Origin of the sequence: Hoeflea sp. EC-HK425 (assembly GCF_902498795.1) — a bacterium.
Classification (GTDB): Bacteria; Pseudomonadota; Alphaproteobacteria; order Rhizobiales; family Rhizobiaceae; genus Hoeflea; species Hoeflea alexandrii.
Genome location: NZ_LR701572.1, coordinates 1,897,785 through 1,917,216, shown reverse-complemented (window position 1 = coordinate 1,917,216; position 19,432 = coordinate 1,897,785). Strand labels below are relative to the sequence as shown.

The window sequence follows — 19,432 nt, the reverse complement described above, 5'->3', positions numbered from 1 at the left end:
GATGCAAATTGACAAGGAGCGACGATGGCTCAGACCCTTTCCTTCAACGGTCGCAGGCGCGTACGCAAGATCTTCGGAAAAATCCCGGAAGTGGCGGATATGCCGAACCTCATCGAGGTTCAGAAGGCGTCTTACGACCAGTTCCTGATGGTGGACGAGCCGCTCGGCGGCCGTTCTGACGAAGGATTGCAGGCAGTTTTTAAATCGGTTTTCCCGATTTCCGATTTTTCCGGCAGTGCGATGCTGGAATTCGTGTCCTACGAATTCGAACTGCCGAAGTTCGACGTTGAGGAATGCCGTCAGCGCGATCTGACCTACGCCGCACCGCTCAAGGTGACGCTGCGCTTGATCGTGTTCGATATCGACGAGGACACCGGCGCGAAGTCGATCAAGGACATCAAGGAACAGAACGTCTACATGGGCGACATGCCGCTCATGACCGACAACGGTACCTTCATCGTCAACGGCACCGAGCGTGTGATCGTTTCGCAGATGCACCGCTCGCCGGGCGTCTTCTTCGACCATGACAAGGGCAAGAGCCATTCCTCTGGCAAGCTGTTGTTCGCCGCACGCGTCATTCCCTACCGTGGCTCCTGGCTCGACATCGAGTTTGACGCCAAGGACATCGTTCACGCCCGTATCGACCGCCGCCGCAAGATTCCGGCTTCGTCGCTGCTGATGGCGCTCGGCATGGATGCCGAGGAAATCCTGTCGACCTTCTACACGCATTCGATCTATGCGCGTGACGGTGATGGCTGGCGGATTCCGTTCCAGCCCGAGACCCTCAAGGGCCAGAAGGCCACCACCGACATGATCGATGCCGACAGCGGCGAGGTTGTCGTCGAGGCAGGCAAGAAGCTTACTCCGCGGTTGCTCAAGCAGCTCACCGAGAAGGGCGTCAAGTTCATCAAGGCGACCGACGACGATCTGGTCGGGTCCTACCTGGCCGAGGACATCGTCAACCCGGAAACGGGCGAAGTCTATCTTGAAGCCGGTGATGAGCTGGAATTTGCGGTCGACGCTAAGAGCGGTGAGCGCAAGGGCAACCTGGTCGATCTGATCGAGGCCGGTTACGACGAGATCAAGGTTCTCGACATCGATCACATCAATGTCGGCGCCTATATCCGCAATACGCTCACAGCCGACAAGAATACCTCCCGCCAGGAAGCGCTGTTCGACATCTACCGCGTCATGCGTCCCGGTGAGCCGCCGACCATGGATTCGGCCGAAGCGATGTTCAATTCGCTGTTCTTCGATTCCGAGCGCTACGACCTTTCGGCCGTTGGCCGCGTCAAGATGAACATGCGTCTCGACCTCGACGCCGAGGACACTGTTCGTGTTCTGCGCAAGGAAGACATCATCGCCGTTGTCCGCACGCTCGTATCGCTGCGTGACGGCAAGGGCGAAATCGACGACATCGACAACCTCGGCAACCGTCGTGTGCGGTCGGTCGGCGAACTGATGGAGAACCAGTACCGTCTTGGCCTGCTGCGTATGGAGCGCGCCATCAAGGAGCGCATGTCCTCGATCGAGATCGACACGGTCATGCCGCAGGACCTGATCAACGCCAAGCCGGCTGCCGCCGCGGTGCGTGAATTCTTTGGTTCCTCGCAGCTCTCGCAGTTCATGGACCAGGTCAACCCGCTGTCGGAAATCACCCACAAGCGCCGTCTCTCGGCGCTTGGACCGGGCGGTTTGACCCGTGAGCGCGCAGGCTTCGAAGTCCGCGACGTGCACCCGACCCACTATGGCCGTATCTGCCCGATCGAGACGCCGGAAGGCCCGAACATCGGTCTGATCAACTCGCTGGCAACCTTCGCCCGCGTCAACAAATACGGCTTCATCGAAAGCCCCTACCGCAAGATTGCCGACGGCAAGGTCACCAAGGAAGTGATCTATCTCTCGGCGATGGAAGAGGCCAAGTACTTCGTTGCACAGGCCAATGCCGAGCTGAGCGAAAACGGTGAGCTGGTCGACGAGTTTGTCGTCTGCCGCCATTCCGGCGATGTGATGATTACCCCGCGTGATAACATCGACCTGATGGACGTTTCGCCGCGCCAGCTGGTGTCGGTAGCTGCAGCCCTGATCCCGTTCCTCGAGAACGACGACGCCAACCGTGCGTTGATGGGATCGAACATGCAGCGTCAGGCGGTTCCGCTGGTTCGCGCCGAGGCTCCGTTTGTCGGTACCGGCATGGAGCCGGTTGTGGCGCGTGACTCTGGCGCAGCCATCGCGGCCCGCCGCGGCGGCGTTGTCGACCAAGTCGATGCGACCCGTATCGTTATCCGCGCCACCGAGGACCTCGAAGCCTCGCGGTCGGGTGTCGACATCTACCGTCTGCAGAAGTTCCAGCGCTCCAACCAGAACACCTGCATCAACCAGCGTCCGCTGGTGACTGTCGGTGATGTGCTCAACAAGGGCGACATCATCGCCGACGGCCCGTCCACGGACCTGGGCGATCTGGCGCTTGGCCGCAACGTGCTTGTCGCGTTCATGCCATGGAACGGCTACAACTACGAGGACTCGATCCTTCTCTCCGAGCGCATCGTCTCCGACGACGTGTTCACCTCCATCCACATCGACGAGTTCGAGGTGATGGCGCGTGACACCAAGCTTGGTCCGGAAGAGATCACCCGCGATATTCCGAACGTCTCGGAAGAAGCACTGCGCAACCTCGATGAGGCCGGTATCGTCTATATCGGTGCGGAAGTCGCACCGGGCGACATTCTCGTTGGCAAGATCACGCCCAAGGGCGAAAGCCCGATGACGCCGGAAGAGAAGCTTCTGCGCGCCATCTTCGGTGAGAAGGCCTCCGACGTCCGCGACACTTCGATGCGGATGCCGCCAGGAACCTACGGCACCATCGTTGAAGTTCGCGTTTTCAACCGCCACGGCGTTGAAAAGGACGAGCGTGCGATGGCCATCGAGCGCGAGGAGATCGAGCGCCTGGCCAAGGACCGTGACGACGAGCAGGCCATTCTTGACCGCAACGTCTACGGCCGTCTGTCCGACATGCTGGCCGGCAAGACCGCCATCGCCGGACCGAAGGGCTTCAAGAAGGGCGCGGAAGTCAATGCCGACTCGATCGCCGAATATCCGCGGTCGCAGTGGTGGACATTCGCTGTCGAGGACGAAAAGCTGCAGGGCGAGATCGAAGCGCTGCGTGCCCAGTACGACGATTCCAAGAAGCTGCTGGAAAGCCGCTTCATGGACAAGGTCGAGAAGGTCCAGCGCGGAGACGAACTGCCGCCTGGCGTGATGAAGATGGTCAAGGTCTTCGTTGCAGTGAAGCGCAAGATCCAGCCGGGCGACAAGATGGCCGGCCGTCACGGCAACAAGGGTGTGGTTTCCCGCATCCTGCCGTGTGAAGACATGCCGTTCCTCGAAGACGGAACCCATGTCGACATCGTGCTCAACCCGCTCGGCGTGCCGTCGCGCATGAATGTCGGACAGATCCTCGAAACCCATCTGGGTTGGGCCTGCGCCGGCATGGGCAAACAGATCGGCGCCATGCTCGATGCCTACAATGAGGGTGGAGATATCCAGCCTCTGCGTGACACCATCGACAGCGTCATCGGCACCGGTCCTAAGGGCGAGCCGATCAAGCAGTATGATGATCCGTCGATCGTCCGTCTGGCCGAGCAGACACGCCGCGGCGTGTCGATCGCCACGCCGGTGTTTGACGGTGCGGTCGAGGCCGACATCAACGTCATGCTCGAGCAGGCGGGCCTCAACGTTTCGGGTCAGTCGACGCTTTATGACGGGCGTACCGGCGAAACCTTCGACCGACCGGTGACCGTGGGCTACATCTACATGCTCAAGCTCAATCACCTGGTTGACGACAAGATCCACGCCCGTTCGATCGGACCTTACTCGCTCGTGACCCAGCAGCCGCTGGGCGGCAAGGCGCAGTTTGGCGGTCAGCGCTTCGGGGAAATGGAGGTCTGGGCTCTCGAAGCCTATGGTGCCGCCTACACCCTGCAGGAAATGCTGACGGTGAAGTCGGACGACGTGGCGGGCCGTACCAAGGTTTACGAAGCCATCGTGCGTGGCGACGACACCTTCGAAGCTGGCATTCCCGAGAGCTTCAACGTTCTCGTCAAGGAAATGCGGTCGCTTGGTCTCAATGTCGAGCTGGAATCGAACAAGATCGACGGTATCGCCGAACCGGATGAATTGCCCGACGCGGCTGAATAAAGCCTGGAAGGCGCGGGGGACTGACGTTCCTCGCGCCAGCTTCCTTTCCGCTTCAACGCGGGCAGGAGATGACACCCGCGTGTGACGCGGTGAACATGAATTTCAGGCGATGGCCTGTTGCCGGTGTTGACCGGCGCCGTCGCAAGTCAAGGGCGAACAGCCCTAAAAGGAGACAGGCATGAACCATGAGGTCATGAATCTTTTCAACAACAATGTTCCGGCGCAGACGTTCGATTCCATCCGGATATCGATCGCCAGCCCCGAGAAGATTCTTTCCTGGTCTTTCGGCGAAATCAAAAAGCCGGAGACAATCAACTATCGGACATTCAAGCCTGAGCGCGACGGTCTGTTCTGCGCCCGCATCTTTGGCCCGATCAAGGACTACGAATGCCTGTGCGGCAAGTACAAGCGCATGAAGTACAAGGGCGTCATCTGCGAGAAGTGCGGCGTTGAAGTCACGCTTTCGCGCGTGCGCCGCGAGCGCATGGGCCATATCGAGCTCGCAGCTCCGGTTGCCCACATCTGGTTCCTCAAGTCGCTGCCTTCGCGCATCGGCACGCTGATGGACATGACGCTCAAGGATATCGAGCGGGTCCTGTACTTCGAGAACTACATCGTCACCGAGCCGGGCCTGACGTCACTCAAGGAGAACCAGCTTCTCTCCGAGGAAGACTACATGGTCGCCGTCGACGAGTTCGGCGAAGACAGCTTCACCGCCATGATCGGTGCCGAGGCCATCTACGAGATGCTCGCCTCGATGGACCTCGAGCGCATCGCCGGTGAACTGCGCACCGAACTGGCCTCCACGACTTCCGAACTGAAGTCCAAGAAGCTGATGAAGCGCCTCAAGATCGTCGAAAGCTTCCTCGATTCCGGCAACCGCCCGGAATGGATGATCATGAAGGTCGTGCCGGTGATCCCGCCGGACCTGCGTCCTCTGGTTCCGCTCGATGGCGGCCGTTTCGCCACCTCCGACCTCAACGACCTCTACCGTCGCGTGATCAACCGCAACAACCGTCTCAAGCGGCTGATCGAACTGCGTGCGCCCGGCATCATCATCCGCAACGAGAAGCGGATGCTGCAGGAAGCTGTTGACGCGCTGTTCGACAACGGCCGCCGCGGCCGGACCATCACTGGCGCCAACAAGCGTCCGCTGAAGTCGCTGTCCGACATGCTCAAGGGCAAGCAGGGCCGTTTCCGCCAGAACCTGCTCGGCAAGCGCGTCGACTATTCCGGCCGTTCGGTGATCGTGACCGGACCGGAACTCAAGCTGCACCAGTGCGGCCTGCCGAAGAAAATGGCGCTCGAGCTGTTCAAGCCGTTCATCTATGCCCGTCTTGACGCCAAGGGGTATTCCTCGACCGTCAAGCAGGCCAAGAAGCTGGTTGAAAAGGAAAAGCCGGAAGTCTGGGATATCCTCGACGAGGTCATCCGCGAGCATCCGGTTCTCTTGAACCGCGCGCCGACGCTCCACCGTCTGGGCATCCAGGCGTTCGAGCCTACCCTGGTGGAAGGCAAGGCGATCCAGCTTCATCCGCTCGTCTGTACTGCGTTCAACGCCGACTTCGACGGCGACCAGATGGCCGTTCACGTGCCGCTGTCGCTCGAAGCCCAGCTTGAAGCACGCGTGCTGATGATGTCGACCAACAACATCCTGCACCCTGCTAACGGCGCACCGATCATCGTGCCGTCGCAGGACATGGTGCTGGGTCTGTACTATCTTTCGATCCAGGCTGAGAACGAGCCGGGGCAGGGCATGGTGTTCTCCGATATGGGTGAACTGCATCACGCTCTCGAGAGCAAGGTCGTCACCCTGCACACCAAGATCAAGGGACGCTTCAAGAGCGTTGACGCGGACGGCAATCCGACATCGAAGATCTACGAGACCACGCCTGGTCGCATGATCATCGGCGAACTGCTGCCGCGTAACGTCAATGTCTCCTTCGACATCTGCAACCAGGAAATGACCAAGAAGAACATTTCCCGGATGATCGACACCGTCTACCGCCACTGCGGTCAGAAGGACACGGTCATTTTCTGTGACCGCATCATGCAGCTCGGTTTCGGCCATGCCTGCCGCGCCGGCATTTCCTTCGGCAAGGACGACATGGTGATCCCGGACACCAAGGCAAAGATCGTTGGCGACACCGATGCGCTGGTCAAGGAATACGAGCAGCAGTACAACGAGGGTCTCATCACCCAGGGCGAAAAGTACAACAAGGTTGTCGACGCCTGGGGCAAGGCCACCGAGAAGGTTGCCGATGAGATGATGGCGCGCATCAAGTCCGTGGAGTTCCACGACAACGGCCGCCAGAAGCAGATGAACTCGATCTACATGATGAGCCACTCCGGTGCGCGTGGTTCGCCGAGCCAGATGCGTCAGCTGGGCGGCATGCGCGGCCTGATGGCCAAGCCGTCGGGCGAGATCATCGAAACCCCGATCATCTCGAACTTCAAGGAAGGCCTGACCGTGAACGAGTACTTCAACTCGACCCACGGCGCACGTAAGGGCCTCGCCGACACCGCTCTGAAGACGGCGAACTCGGGCTACCTCACCCGTCGTCTGGTCGACGTTGCACAGGATTGCATCGTCACCCATGTCGACTGCGGCACCACCGAAGGCCTGACCATGACGGCGATCGTCGATGCCGGTCAGGTGGTGGCGTCCATTGGTCAGCGTATCCTTGGCCGCACCACGCTTGACGACATCAATCATCCGGTCACCGGCGATCTCATCGTCAAGGCCGGCTCGATGATCGATGAAGCCCAGGTGGTCGATATCGAGGCCGCAGGCATCCAGTCGGTTCGCATCCGCTCGCCGCTGACCTGCGAAATCCAGACCGGGATCTGCGGAACCTGCTACGGCCGTGACCTTGCGCGCGGCACGCCGGTCAACATCGGTGAGGCCGTCGGCGTCATCGCCGCGCAGTCGATCGGTGAGCCGGGCACCCAGCTGACCATGCGTACCTTCCACCTTGGCGGCACTGCCACCGTGGTCGACCAGTCGTTCCTGGAAGCCTCCTACGAGGGCACGGTCCGCATCAAGAACCGCAACATGCTGCGCAACTCCGATGGCAATCTCATTGCCATGGGCCGTTCGATGGCGATCCAGATCCTGGATGAAGCCGGCACCGAGCGTTCCTCGCAGCGCGTCGCCTACGGTTCCAAGATCTATGTGGATGACGGCGATGCGGTCAAACGCGGCCAGCGTCTGGCCGAGTGGGACCCGTATACCCGCCCGATGATGACCGAAGTCGAAGGCACCGTGGAATTCGAAGATGTCGTCGACGGCATCTCGGTTCTCGAGGCCACCGACGAGGCCACCGGCATCACCAAGCGTCAGGTCATCGACTGGCGTTCGACGCCGCGTGGCACCGATCTCAAGCCTGCGATCGTGATCAAGGGCAAGGATGGCGAGATCGCCAAGCTGGGCCGTGGCGGTGAAGCCCGCTTCCAGCTTTCCGTTGACGCGATCCTGTCGGTCGAACCCGGTGCCAAGGTCAGCCAGGGCGATGTTCTCGCCCGTGTGCCGCTCGAAAGCGCCAAGACCAAGGACATCACCGGTGGTCTGCCGCGGGTTGCGGAACTGTTCGAGGCCCGTCGTCCGAAGGATCACGCCATCATCGCCGAGATCGATGGCACCATCCGCTTTGGTCGCGACTACAAGAACAAGCGCCGGATCCAGATCGAGCCTGCGGAAGATGGCGTTGAGCCCGTCGAGTATCTCATCCCGAAGGGCAAGCCGTTCCATCTTCAGGATGGCGACTACATCGAGAAGGGCGACTACATCCTCGACGGCAATCCTGCACCGCACGACATCCTGGCGATCAAGGGCGTGGAGGCTCTGGCTTCCTACCTCGTCAACGAGATTCAGGAAGTCTACCGGTTGCAGGGCGTGTTGATCAACGACAAGCACATCGAGGTGATCGTCCGCCAGATGCTGCAGAAGGTCGAGATCACCGAATCCGGCGATTCCGTCTATATCGTCGGCGACAATGTCGATCAGATCGAGCTGGACAATGCCAATGACCGTCTCGTCGAGGAAGGCCGCAAGCCTGCTTACGGCGTGCCGGTGCTGCTCGGCATCACCAAGGCGTCGCTGCAGACCCCGTCCTTCATCTCGGCGGCATCGTTCCAGGAGACCACCAAGGTGCTGACCGAAGCCGCGGTTGCGGGCAAGGTCGACACCCTGCAGGGTCTCAAGGAAAACGTCATCGTCGGTCGTCTGGTGCCGGCCGGTACCGGCGGAACCATGACCCAGATCCGTCGCATCGCAACCTCGCGCGACGATCTGATCCTGGACGAGCGTCGCAAGACCTCGGGTGCGGAAACAGCGGCTCCGATGCTGACCGACATGGCCAAGGAAGAACCGTCACCTGCCGAATAGTCAGGAAGATCTCAGACATGAAAAAAAGGCCGCCTTTCGGGGCGGCCTTTTGCGTTGCGGGAATGGAAACAGGCGCCAGGCTCGGATGTTTCAGCTTGGTTCAGCGTCCGTTGCCGGACTGGTCGAAGGCAATGACTGCGACTTCGCCCTCAAGCGCACCCTGATAGGCCGAGGCATGCGGCTCTTCATCCGGCATGCCCTGCATCAACCCGATCTGGTCGAGGTCCGCTTCGGCAAATCCTTTGGCGGAAAGCGCGTCAAGGCAAAGCCGGACGGCGGTGTCCTCGTCGGGGGCCGCCAGCATGACATGGACCGGCGCCATGTCGCCGCCCTTTTCCTGGCTGACCTGGCCGATAATGATGAAGATCGTCGCCGCGTCGCCGCCATCCCGGGCATTGTCATTGTCTGAATTCATCTGGCCATCCTTTCAGGGTCGGTGTTTGAACGACTTATTCCCATGCGATCCGCGCAAACACAACGCCGGGCAGGGGATTTACTGCCCTGTTCCCGGTTTGCCGCTGGAACGACAGTCTGAATGAACACGCGTGCCGATATCTGGCGAGGCAGGAAGCCCCGACCAGTCTTTCACGCACCAAATGTGGGCCGAGATGATTGGGGAGAGCTGAAGCCGGGTTGATGGCCGATGTTATTCATGTTTCCATGAAAAGTGCGGTGAAGCACAGGCCTCGCAGAGACATGCGCTCAGTCTCGTATGGGGCTGCACAGTGATTGTCTTCCCGCGAGCAGTACGGGCTTTCAGTACGGAGAGGTACATCATGGGTATTCAGGGTCTGATTGTTTTTCTTCTCATTGGCGCCGTCGCCGGCTGGCTTGCCGGTATCATCATGAAAGGCTTTGGCTTTGGCCTGATCGGCAACATGGTGGTCGGCATTGTCGGAGCCTTCGTCGCCGGTCTGGTCCTGCCGATGGTCGGCGTGTCGATTGGCGGCGGAATCGTTGGTTCCATCATCCACGCCACCATCGGTGCCGTGATTCTGCTGTTTCTCATCGGACTGGTTCGAAAGCGCTGATTCCCGATTCTTCTGGGGAGATTCGCCCGACGCGCCGATCCATCGGTTGCCGCCGGCAGAAAAACTGGTAGTGCAAGGACCGCGATGGGCTAGGCGGGCAATGAATCTCCGCGGATGCCCCGACGCGCCGCAATTTTCTTTCGCGCCTTTGCGCCGCGGAGCCCCTGTCAGCCGATGGTGACGATTATTTCGCCCATGGCCTTGACGTCATGCGGGGAAATCAGTAGTTACCGGCCACCGAGACCGATGTGAGGCGCTTTTCTTCGGGACGACACGTCCTGGAACTTGTCTCAAACACGGTTTCTTACTGCACTGTGAACTGACAATGCTGCACGCATGACACGGCCTATTGTGTCCTCTGCTTTTTTGGGCCCTCCGGCAAAACCGGATCCGGCCCTCGTTTTGCGCATACGGTTTGCGGGCATGGTGCCTGAGAGGGCGAAACATGAATTCTAAAGGGATGGTTACATGCCAACTGTAAACCAGCTGATCCGCAAGCCGCGCCAGGCGCCGGTAAAGCGCAACAAGGTTCCCGCGCTGGAGCAGAATCCGCAGAAGCGCGGTGTTTGCACCCGCGTTTACACCACGACCCCGAAGAAGCCGAACTCGGCGCTTCGTAAGGTTGCAAAGATCCGTTTGACCAACGGCTATGAAGTGATCGGCTATATCCCGGGTGAGGGGCATAACCTTCAGGAACACTCCGTGGTCATGATCCGCGGCGGCCGCGTGAAGGACCTTCCGGGTGTGCGTTACCACGTCATCCGCGGCGTTCTCGACACCCAGGGCGTCAAAAACCGCAAGCAGCGTCGTTCGAAATACGGCGCCAAGCGTCCGAAGTAATTGTGTCGGGCTGCCGCGCGGGGTGCGCGGCAATCCGTTTCGACCCATCAGTTGAAAGACGAAAAGCATGTCACGACGTCACAGTGCAGAGAAGCGTGAGATCAACCCGGACCCGAAGTTCGGCGATCTGGTCATCACCAAGTTCATGAACGCCATCATGATGCACGGCAAGAAATCAGTTGCCGAGCAGATCGTCTATGGTGCCCTTGATCAGGTTGAAACGCGTTCCAAGTCGGAGCCGGTCGCCCAGTTTCATCAGGCTCTCGACAATGTCGCGCCGCACGTGGAAGTCCGCTCGCGTCGCGTCGGTGGTGCAACCTATCAGGTGCCGGTCGATGTGCGCCCCGAGCGCCGTCAGGCTCTTGCCATTCGCTGGCTGATCGCCGCTGCGCGCAAGCGCAACGAGACCACCATGATCGAGCGCCTTTCGGGCGAGCTCATGGATGCGGCCAACAATCGCGGCAGCGCGGTCAAGAAGCGGGAAGACACCCACAAGATGGCCGACGCCAACCGCGCATTCTCGCATTACCGCTGGTAATCAAAGAACCGTTCTCGAAAGGCATTCAAGATGGCCCGCGAATACGCAATCGAAGACTACCGTAACTTCGGCATCATGGCGCATATCGACGCCGGCAAGACCACGACCACCGAGCGTGTTCTTTACTACACCGGCAAGTCGCACAAGATCGGCGAAGTGCATGATGGTGCAGCCACCATGGACTGGATGGAGCAGGAGCAGGAGCGTGGCATCACGATCACCTCTGCTGCGACCACCACTTTCTGGAAGGGCCGTACCGGCAAGATGTGCCGTTTCAACATCATCGACACTCCCGGCCACGTTGACTTCACCATTGAAGTCGAGCGTTCGCTGCGCGTGCTTGATGGCGCGATTGCGCTGCTCGACGCCAATGCCGGTGTTGAGCCGCAGACCGAGACTGTCTGGCGCCAGGCCGACAAGTACAACGTCCCGCGCATGATCTTCTGCAACAAGATGGACAAGACCGGCGCCGATTTCTATCGCTCCGTGTCGATGATCAAGTCCCGGCTTGGCGCAACCCCTGTCGTCATGCAGCTGCCGATCGGCGCTGAAACGGAATTCAAGGGTGTTGTCGATCTGATCGAGATGAATGCGATTGTCTGGCGCGACGAGTCGCTCGGCGCGCAGTGGGACGTGGTTGAAATCCCTGCCGATCTCAAGGAGAAGGCAGAGGAATACCGCGAACTACTCATCGAGACCGTGGTCGAGGCCGACGAAGCTGCGATGGAGCGTTATCTGGAAGGCGAAATGCCTGACAATGACGAGATCCGTGCGTTGGTCCGCAAGGGCACGATTGCCGTGCAGTTCTTCCCGATGTTCTGCGGCTCCGCCTTCAAGAACAAGGGTGTTCAGCCGCTGCTCGACGCCGTTGTCGAATACCTGCCGAGCCCGATTGACGTTCCTGCCATTGAAGGCATCGACGTCAAGACTGAAGAAGAGACCACGCGTACAGCATCCGATGATGCGCCGCTGTCGATGCTGGCCTTCAAGGTCATGAACGACCCGTTCGTTGGTTCGCTCACCTTCGCCCGCATCTATTCCGGCAAGCTCGAGAAGGGCTCGTCGGTTCAGAACACGGTCAAGGAAAAGCGTGAGCGCGTCGGCCGCATGCTGCAGATGCACTCGAACTCCCGTGAGGACATCGAGGAAGCATTCGCAGGCGACATCGTCGCGCTTGCAGGTCTCAAGGAAACCACCACGGGTGATACGCTTTGCGATCCGCTCAAGCCGGTTATCCTCGAGCGCATGGAATTCCCCGAGCCGGTGATCCAGATCGCCATCGAGCCGAAGACCAAGGGCGACCAGGAAAAGATGGGCCTCGCGCTCAACCGCTTGGCTGCCGAGGATCCTTCGTTCCGCGTCAAGACCGACGAGGAGTCCGGCCAGACGATCATCGCGGGCATGGGTGAGTTGCACCTCGACATCCTCGTTGACCGTATGCGTCGCGAGTTCAAGGTCGAGGCCAATGTCGGTGCTCCGCAGGTCGCCTACCGCGAATCGATCACCAAGGCTTACGAGGCCGATTACACCCACAAGAAGCAGTCGGGTGGTTCGGGTCAGTTCGCCCGCGTCAAGATCCGTTTCGAGCCGAACGACGAGACCGAAGAGTTCATCTTCGAATCGAAGATTGTTGGTGGTTCGGTGCCCAAGGAATACATCCCGGGTGTCCAGAAGGGCATCGACAGCGTGATGAATTCCGGGCCGCTTGCTGGCTTCCCGATGCTCGGCATCAAGGCAACCCTGATCGACGGCGCCTACCACGATGTGGACTCGAGCGTCCTCGCCTTCGAAATCGCCGGTCGCGCCTGCTTCCGCGAGAACTCGAAGTTCATGGGCCCGCAGCTGCTCGAGCCGATCATGAAGGTCGAGGTTGTGACACCGGAAGATTACGTCGGTGACGTGATTGGTGACCTGAACTCACGCCGCGGCCAGATCCAGGGCCAGGAAATGCGCGGAATTGCCGTGGTCATCGATGCCCACGTTCCGCTGGCCAACATGTTCAAATACGTCGATACGCTGCGTTCCATGTCCCAGGGCCGTGCGCAGTACTCGATGGTCTTTGATCACTACGCGGCCGTGCCGTCGAATGTCTCCCAGGAGATCCAGGCGAAATACGCATAATTTGCCGGACTGCCGTGCCGGCGTCTGAAGACGCGGCCCGGACCGGAGACCGAAACTGTAAATTGCTCGTAATGGGCTGAAGAGAATGGAGAGCCGAAGATGGCAAAGGGTAAGTTCGAGCGCAACAAGCCGCACGTAAACATCGGCACGATTGGTCACGTTGACCACGGCAAGACATCGCTGACGGCTGCGATCACCAAGTATTTCGGTGACTTCAAGGCCTACGATGGCAAAGGGTAAGTTCGAGCGCAACAAGCCGCACGTAAACATCGGCACGATTGGTCACGTTGACCACGGCAAGACATCGCTGACGGCTGCGATCACCAAGTATTTCGGTGACTTCAAGGCCTACGACCAGATCGACGCAGCGCCGGAAGAAAAGGCCCGCGGCATCACCATCTCGACGGCTCACGTCGAGTATGAGACCGAAGCGCGTCACTACGCCCACGTCGACTGCCCCGGCCACGCCGACTATGTGAAGAACATGATCACCGGTGCGGCGCAGATGGACGGCGCGATCCTGGTGGTCTCGGCTGCCGATGGCCCGATGCCGCAGACCCGCGAGCACATCCTGCTTGCCCGTCAGGTTGGCGTTCCTTCGCTGGTCGTGTTCCTCAACAAGGTCGACCAGGTCGACGACGAGGAGCTGCTCGAGCTCGTCGAGATGGAAGTGCGCGAGCTGCTTTCGTCCTACGACTTCCCGGGCGACGATATTCCGATCACCAAGGGCTCGGCGCTTGTGGCGCTCAACGATGGCGACAAGGCCCAGGGCGAAGACGCGATCCGCGCTCTGATGAAGACCGTTGACGACTACATCCCGACCCCTGAGCGTCCGATCGACCAGCCGTTCCTGATGCCGATCGAAGACGTGTTCTCGATCTCGGGCCGCGGCACCGTTGTGACCGGCCGTGTCGAGCGTGGCGTTGTCAAGGTTGGCGAGGAAATCGAGATTGTCGGTATCCGCGACACCCAGAAGACGACCTGCACCGGCGTTGAAATGTTCCGCAAGCTGCTCGACCAGGGCCAGGCCGGCGACAACATCGGCGCACTGCTTCGTGGCGTTGGCCGTGAGGACGTCGAGCGTGGTCAGGTTCTGTGCAAGCCCGGTTCGGTCAAGCCGCACACCAAGTTCACCGCGGAAGCCTACATCCTGACCAAGGAAGAGGGTGGCCGTCACACGCCGTTCTTCACCAACTACCGTCCGCAGTTCTACTTCCGCACGACCGACGTGACGGGCATCGTGACGCTGCCGGAAGGCACTGAAATGGTGATGCCGGGCGACAACATCTCGGCTGAAGTTTCGCTGATCGTGCCGATCGCGATGGAAGAGAAGCTGCGCTTCGCCATCCGCGAAGGCGGCCGCACCGTCGGCGCCGGCATCGTCGCCTGAAATGGTGATGCCGGGCGACAACATCTCGGCTGAAGTTTCGCTGATCGTGCCGATCGCGATGGAAGAGAAGCTGCGCTTCGCCATCCGCGAAGGCGGCCGCACCGTCGGCGCCGGCATCGTCGCTACGATCATCGAGTAACAAAACTGGGTCAGGGCGCATGGTCCGGGTCTCCCGGACCATGCGGTTCTCACACAAGCAAGGACAAGTCGAATGAACGGCCAGAACATCCGCATCCGCCTCAAGGCGTTTGACCACCGGATCCTTGACGCCTCCACGCGTGAAATCGTGTCGACGGCAAAGCGGACCGGCGCAAGCGTACGTGGCCCGGTGCCGCTGCCGACACGGATCGAAAAATTCACTGTCAACAGGTCGCCGCACATCGACAAGAAGAGCCGCGAGCAGTTCGAGATGCGCACTCATAAGCGCCTTCTCGATATTGTTGATCCTACCCCGCAGACCGTAGATGCGCTCATGAAGCTGGATCTCGCTGCAGGTGTAGATGTGGAAATCAAGCTTTAAGGCCCTGAGCCTTGAAGACAGGGAACGAGGCATGAAGGGGCTAGGCCCCGACAGGCTCATCTCAAGAGGATTGAACCGATGCGTTCAGGTGTGATTGCACAAAAGTTGGGAATGACGCGGGTCTACAACGACGCCGGCGAGCATGTCCCCGTAACCGTCCTGCGGTTGGAAAACTGCCAGGTGGTGGCCCAGCGGACCGAAGAGAAGAACGGCTACACCGCCGTTCAGCTCGGCGCCGGCGTTGCCAAGGTTAAGAATACGTCCAAGGCCATGCGCGGCAACTTCGCCATCGCCAATGTCGAACCCAAGGCCAAGCTGGTCGAGTTCCGCGTGAGCTCGGACAACATGATCGATGTCGGTGCCGAGATCACTGCCGAGCACTTCGTTGCCGGCCAGCTGGTCGATGTCTCCGGCATCACACAGGGTAAAGGCTTTGCGGGCGCCATGAAGCGTCACGGCTTTGGCGGTCTTCGCGCCACCCACGGTGTATCGGTTTCGCACCGTTCGCACGGCTCGACCGGTTCCAACCAGGATCCGGGCAAGGTCTGGAAGGGCAAGAAGATGGCTGGTCACATGGGTCAGACCCGCGTGACCACGCAGAACCTCGAAATTGTCTCGACCGATGCCGACCGTGGTCTGATCCTGATCAAGGGCGCGGTACCGGGTTCCAAGGGCACCTGGATCGTCGTTCGTGACGCCGTCAAGTCCGGCATCCCGGCTGATGCGCCTCTTCCTGCAGCCATCCGCGCTGCAGCCACCGTATCGAATGAGGGAGCCGAATAATGGATCTCACCGTCACCACTCTCGAGGGCAAGGACGCAGGAAAGATTTCGCTTTCCGATGCGATCTTCGGTCTCGAGCCGCGCCAGGACCTGATCCAGCGCATCGTGCGTTGGCAGCTCGCCAAGAAGCAGCAGGGCGGTCACAAGACCCTCGGCCGTTCCGAAGTGGCCCGCACCGGCGCCAAGATGTTCAAGCAGAAGGGAACGGGCCGCGCCCGTCACCACGCTGCAAGCGCCCCGCAGTTCCGCGGTGGTGGCCGGGCCCACGGTCCGGTCATTCGCAGCCACGCTCATGACCTTCCCAAGAAGGTTCGTGCGCTTGCCCTGCGTCATGCGCTGTCGGCCAAGGCAATGTCGTCCGACATCATCGTTGTCGACAATCTGTCCGCAGCCGAGGCCAAGACCAAGGCGCTGACAGGTTCGCTGTCGAAGCTGGGTCTGACCAACGCGCTGTTTATCGGCGGCGCCGAGCTTGACCAGAATTTCCGCCTTGCGGCCAAGAACATTCCGAACGTGGATGTGCTGCCGGTCCACGGCATCAATGTTTACGACATCCTGCGCCGCGGCAAGCTTGTCTTGTCCAAGGACGCTGTCGCTGCTCTGGAGGAGCGCTTCAAATGACGGATCTTCGCCACTATGATGTGATCGTCTCGCCGGCGATCACCGAAAAGTCGACGCTGGTGTCCGATCAGAACCAGGTTGTCTTCAATGTTGCCCGACGTGCTTCCAAGCCTGAGATCAAGGCTGCTGTCGAAGCGCTGTTCGGTGTCAAGGTAACGGCTGTCAACACGCTGGTACGCAAGGGTAAGACCAAGCGTTTCCGTGGCATCGCCGGTCGCCAGACCGACGTCAAGAAAGCGTATGTGACGCTTGCCGAAGGTCAGTCGATCGACGTCTCCACCGGTCTGTAAGGGCCGCGCGGAAGCAAGCCCCCAAAAGGGAACAGGAAAATGGCACTGAAAAGTTACAATCCGACGACCCCGAGCCAGCGCCAGCTGGTCATCGTTGATCGTTCGGGTCTTCATCGCGGAAAGCCGGTCAAGTCGCTGACCCAGGGGCTTCACAGCAAGGGCGGCCGCAACAACGCCGGCCGTGTTACCGCACAGTCGATCGGTGGCGGTCACAAGCGCACCTACCGCATGGTTGATTTCAAGCGTCGCAAGTTCGGCGTTGAAGCCACCGTTGAGCGGATGGAATACGATCCGAACCGGACCGCATTCATTGCGCTGATCACCTATGCCGATGGCGAGAAGTCCTACATTCTCGCGCCGCAGCGTCTGACTGCAGGCGACAAGGTGATCTCGTCGGACAAGGCGGTTGACGTGAAGCCGGGCAATTGCATGCCGCTTCAGTTCATGCCGGTCGGTACGATCGTCCACAACATCGAGATGAAGCCGGCCAAGGGTGGTCAGATCGCCCGCTCGGCAGGCGGATACGCCCAGCTGGTCGGCCGCGACCAGGGCATGGCGATCCTGCGTCTCAACTCGGGTGAGCAGCGTCTGGTTCAGGGTGCATGCCTTGCCACCGTTGGCGCGGTATCCAACCCCGACCACCTCAACATCAACGACGGCAAGGCAGGCCGCTCCCGCTGGAAGGGCAAGCGCCCGCATGTTCGCGGTGTTGCGATGAACCCCGTCGACCACCCGCACGGCGGCGGCGAAGGCCGTACATCCGGCGGTCGTCATCCGGTCAGCCCATGGGGCAAGCCGACCAAGGGCAAGCGCACGCGCTCGAACAAGTCGACCGACAAGTTCATCATGCGCTCGCGCCACCAGCGCAAGAAGTAAGAGAGGAAGTCTCCAATGGCTCGTTCAGTTTGGAAAGGTCCGTTTGTTGACGGCTATCTTCTCAAGAAGGCTGAGAAGGTTCGCGAAGGCGGCCGCAATGAAGTGATCAAAACCTGGAGCCGCCGCTCCACCATCATGCCGCAGTTCGTCGGCCTGACGTTCGGCGTCTACAACGGAAGCAAGCACATTCCGGTCAACGTGTCCGAGGACATGGTCGGCCAGAAGTTTGGCGAATATTCCCCGACGCGGACCTATTATGGCCACGGCGCCGACAAGAAAGCGAAGAGGAAGTAACCATGGGCAAGGCAAAAACCGAACGCCGGCTCAAGACCAACGAAGCGCAGGCAATAGCCCGCACGCTTCGCATCAGCCCGCAGAAGCTCAACCTGGTCGCTGCCCTCATTCGCGGCAAGAAGGTTGACAAGGCGCTGGCCGAGCTTGAGTTTTCGCGCAAGCGCATCGCTTCGACCGTCAAGAAGACGCTTGAATCCGCAATCGCAAACGCCGAAAACAACCACGATCTCGATGTCGACTCGCTGGTTGTTGCCGAGGCTTACGTGGGTAAGTCGATCGTCATGAAGCGTTTCCATGCCCGCGGCCGCGGTCGCTCTTCGCGCATCGAGAAGCCGTTCGCTCACCTCACCATCGTGGTGCGTGAAGTGGAAGCCAAAGGGGAGGCCGCCTAATGGGTCAGAAAATCAATCCAATCGGTTTCCGCCTCGGCATTAACCGTACCTGGGACAGCCGTTGGTTCGCCGACAATGCCGAATACGGCAAGCTGCTTCACGAAGACCTGAAGATCCGCAAGTATCTTCTGGCCGAACTCAAGCAGGCCGGCATTTCCAAGGTCGTTATCGAGCGCCCGCACAAGAAGTGCCGCGTCACGATCCACGCTGCCCGTCCTGGCCTGATCATCGGCAAGAAGGGTGCGGACATCGAAAAGCTGCGCCGCAAGCTGTCGGAAATGACCAACTCGGAAACACACCTCAACATCGTTGAAGTGCGCAAGCCCGAAGTTGACGCAACCCTGGTTGCCCAGTCGATCGCCCAGCAGCTGGAGCGCCGCATCGCGTTCCGCCGCGCCATGAAGCGTTCGGTCCAGTCGGCCATGCGTCTTGGCGCAGAAGGCATCAAGATCACCTGCGGCGGCCGTCTCGGCGGCGCGGAAATCGCCCGTACCGAATGGTACCGCGAGGGCCGGGTTCCGCTTCATACCCTGCGCGCCGACATCGATTACGGCACCGCGGAAGCAAAGACCGCTTACGGGATTTGTGGTGTGAAGGTCTGGATCTTCAAGGGCGAAATCCTCGAGCATGATCCAATGGCGTCTGAACGTCGCGCCACTGAAGGCGACGCTTCTGGCGGCAATCGCCGGCGCGAAAACGCCTGATTTTGCGCCAGGCAGATAATTCGGAGAATTAGACAATGTTGCAGCCAAAGCGTACCAAGTACCGCAAGCAGTTCAAGGGCCGCATCAAGGGCGTCGCCAAGGGCGGCTCGGACTTGAATTTCGGTTCCTACGGCTTGAAGGCACAAGAGCCTGACCGCGTCAATGCGCGCCAGATCGAAGCCGCCCGCCGTGCCATCACCCGTCACATGAAGCGTGCCGGGCGTGTGTGGATCCGCATCTTCCCGGACGTGCCGGTCACGTCCAAGCCGACGGAAGTCCGCATGGGTAAGGGCAAGGGTTCGGTCGATTACTGGGCTGCAAAGGTCAAGCCCGGCCGTATCATGTTCGAAATCGACGGTGTCAGCGAGGAACTCGCCCGTGAAGCCCTGCGTCTCGGCGCAGCCAAGCTTTCGGTCAAGACCCGCTTCGTACAGCGCATCGCAGAGTAA

At 60.2% G+C, this 19,432-nt stretch carries 18 protein-coding genes and 1 pseudogene; 18 read left to right on the top strand and 1 reads right to left on the bottom strand.

Going from position 1 to position 19,432, the window contains the following annotated elements; all coding sequences use genetic code 11:
• Positions 1 to 24: 24 nt before the first annotated feature.
• Positions 25 to 4,197, top strand: coding sequence for a DNA-directed RNA polymerase subunit beta (gene rpoB / locus SPHINGO391_RS12065; protein WP_152009062.1), 4,173 nt, complete (start codon positions 25 to 27; stop codon positions 4,195 to 4,197).
• 178 nt (positions 4,198 to 4,375) lie between these two features.
• On the top strand, positions 4,376 to 8,584 hold the full coding sequence (gene rpoC, locus SPHINGO391_RS12060) for a DNA-directed RNA polymerase subunit beta' (RefSeq protein WP_152009061.1): 4,209 nt from the start codon (positions 4,376 to 4,378) through the stop codon (positions 8,582 to 8,584).
• A 100-nt stretch (positions 8,585 to 8,684) separates the two neighbouring features.
• Here the strand turns inward: rpoC and SPHINGO391_RS12055 are convergent, their stop codons facing one another.
• Entirely contained in the window at positions 8,685 to 8,999 is a 315-nt protein-coding gene (locus SPHINGO391_RS12055) for a transcriptional regulator (protein WP_152009060.1), read from the bottom strand.
• Positions 9,000 to 9,360: 361 nt separating this feature from the next.
• Here SPHINGO391_RS12055 and SPHINGO391_RS12050 point away from each other — a divergent pair, with 361 nt between their 5' ends.
• From SPHINGO391_RS12050 to rplP, 16 genes and pseudogenes are all read left to right on the top strand, one after another.
• Positions 9,361 to 9,615, top strand: a complete 255-nt coding sequence (locus tag SPHINGO391_RS12050) for a GlsB/YeaQ/YmgE family stress response membrane protein (protein ID WP_152009059.1) — start codon at positions 9,361 to 9,363, stop codon at positions 9,613 to 9,615.
• Positions 9,616 to 10,083: 468 nt separating this feature from the next.
• On the top strand, positions 10,084 to 10,455 hold the full coding sequence (gene rpsL / locus SPHINGO391_RS12045) for a 30S ribosomal protein S12 (RefSeq protein WP_007197105.1): 372 nt from the start codon (positions 10,084 to 10,086) through the stop codon (positions 10,453 to 10,455).
• Positions 10,456 to 10,522: 67 nt separating this feature from the next.
• Complete coding sequence (gene rpsG, locus SPHINGO391_RS12040) at positions 10,523 to 10,993, top strand: 30S ribosomal protein S7 (protein WP_152009058.1); 471 nt, start codon at positions 10,523 to 10,525, stop codon at positions 10,991 to 10,993.
• A gap of 30 nt (positions 10,994 to 11,023) precedes the next feature.
• Positions 11,024 to 13,114: an elongation factor G gene (fusA, locus tag SPHINGO391_RS12035; RefSeq protein ID WP_152009057.1), complete on the top strand. Its 2,091-nt coding sequence runs from the start codon at positions 11,024 to 11,026 to the stop codon at positions 13,112 to 13,114.
• A gap of 99 nt (positions 13,115 to 13,213) precedes the next feature.
• A complete protein-coding gene (locus tag SPHINGO391_RS12030) occupies positions 13,214 to 13,354 on the top strand; it encodes a GTP-binding protein (RefSeq protein WP_152009056.1) in 141 nt (46 codons plus the stop codon).
• Positions 13,341 to 14,504, top strand: a complete 1,164-nt coding sequence (tuf, locus tag SPHINGO391_RS12025; protein ID WP_152009055.1) for an elongation factor Tu — start codon at positions 13,341 to 13,343, stop codon at positions 14,502 to 14,504. Before SPHINGO391_RS12030 ends, tuf (SPHINGO391_RS12025) begins: the two co-directional genes overlap by 14 nt.
• Positions 14,503 to 14,643: pseudogene (gene tuf / locus SPHINGO391_RS12020) on the top strand (elongation factor Tu); the annotation flags it as partial. The gene tuf (SPHINGO391_RS12025) and the pseudogene tuf (SPHINGO391_RS12020), both read left to right, overlap by 2 nt.
• Before the next feature lie 72 nt (positions 14,644 to 14,715).
• The gene (gene rpsJ, locus SPHINGO391_RS12015; protein ID WP_003547547.1) at positions 14,716 to 15,024 is read left to right on the top strand and encodes a 30S ribosomal protein S10; all 309 of its coding nucleotides are present in this window, start codon (positions 14,716 to 14,718) and stop codon (positions 15,022 to 15,024) included.
• Between the two features lie 78 nt (positions 15,025 to 15,102).
• The gene (gene rplC, locus SPHINGO391_RS12010; RefSeq protein WP_152009054.1) at positions 15,103 to 15,807 is read left to right on the top strand and encodes a 50S ribosomal protein L3; all 705 of its coding nucleotides are present in this window, start codon (positions 15,103 to 15,105) and stop codon (positions 15,805 to 15,807) included.
• Positions 15,807 to 16,427 carry a 50S ribosomal protein L4 gene (gene rplD, locus SPHINGO391_RS12005; RefSeq protein ID WP_152009053.1) on the top strand — a complete coding sequence of 207 codons (621 nt, stop codon included), beginning with the start codon at positions 15,807 to 15,809 and terminating at the stop codon, positions 16,425 to 16,427. The genes rplC and rplD overlap by 1 nt, the downstream gene beginning before the upstream one ends.
• A complete protein-coding gene (locus SPHINGO391_RS12000) occupies positions 16,424 to 16,717 on the top strand; it encodes a 50S ribosomal protein L23 (protein WP_152009052.1) in 294 nt (97 codons plus the stop codon). The genes rplD and SPHINGO391_RS12000 overlap by 4 nt, the downstream gene beginning before the upstream one ends.
• A gap of 39 nt (positions 16,718 to 16,756) precedes the next feature.
• Complete coding sequence (gene rplB, locus SPHINGO391_RS11995; protein ID WP_152009051.1) at positions 16,757 to 17,593, top strand: 50S ribosomal protein L2; 837 nt, start codon at positions 16,757 to 16,759, stop codon at positions 17,591 to 17,593.
• A 15-nt stretch (positions 17,594 to 17,608) separates the two neighbouring features.
• The gene (gene rpsS, locus SPHINGO391_RS11990; protein ID WP_035528290.1) at positions 17,609 to 17,887 is read left to right on the top strand and encodes a 30S ribosomal protein S19; all 279 of its coding nucleotides are present in this window, start codon (positions 17,609 to 17,611) and stop codon (positions 17,885 to 17,887) included.
• Positions 17,888 to 17,889: 2 nt separating this feature from the next.
• Positions 17,890 to 18,279: a 50S ribosomal protein L22 gene (gene rplV / locus SPHINGO391_RS11985; RefSeq protein WP_152009050.1), complete on the top strand. Its 390-nt coding sequence runs from the start codon at positions 17,890 to 17,892 to the stop codon at positions 18,277 to 18,279.
• Positions 18,279 to 18,983, top strand: a complete 705-nt coding sequence (gene rpsC, locus SPHINGO391_RS11980) for a 30S ribosomal protein S3 (protein ID WP_097109093.1) — start codon at positions 18,279 to 18,281, stop codon at positions 18,981 to 18,983. The genes rplV and rpsC overlap by 1 nt, the downstream gene beginning before the upstream one ends.
• Positions 18,984 to 19,018: 35 nt before the next feature.
• Complete coding sequence (gene rplP, locus SPHINGO391_RS11975) at positions 19,019 to 19,432, top strand: 50S ribosomal protein L16 (protein WP_097109094.1); 414 nt, start codon at positions 19,019 to 19,021, stop codon at positions 19,430 to 19,432.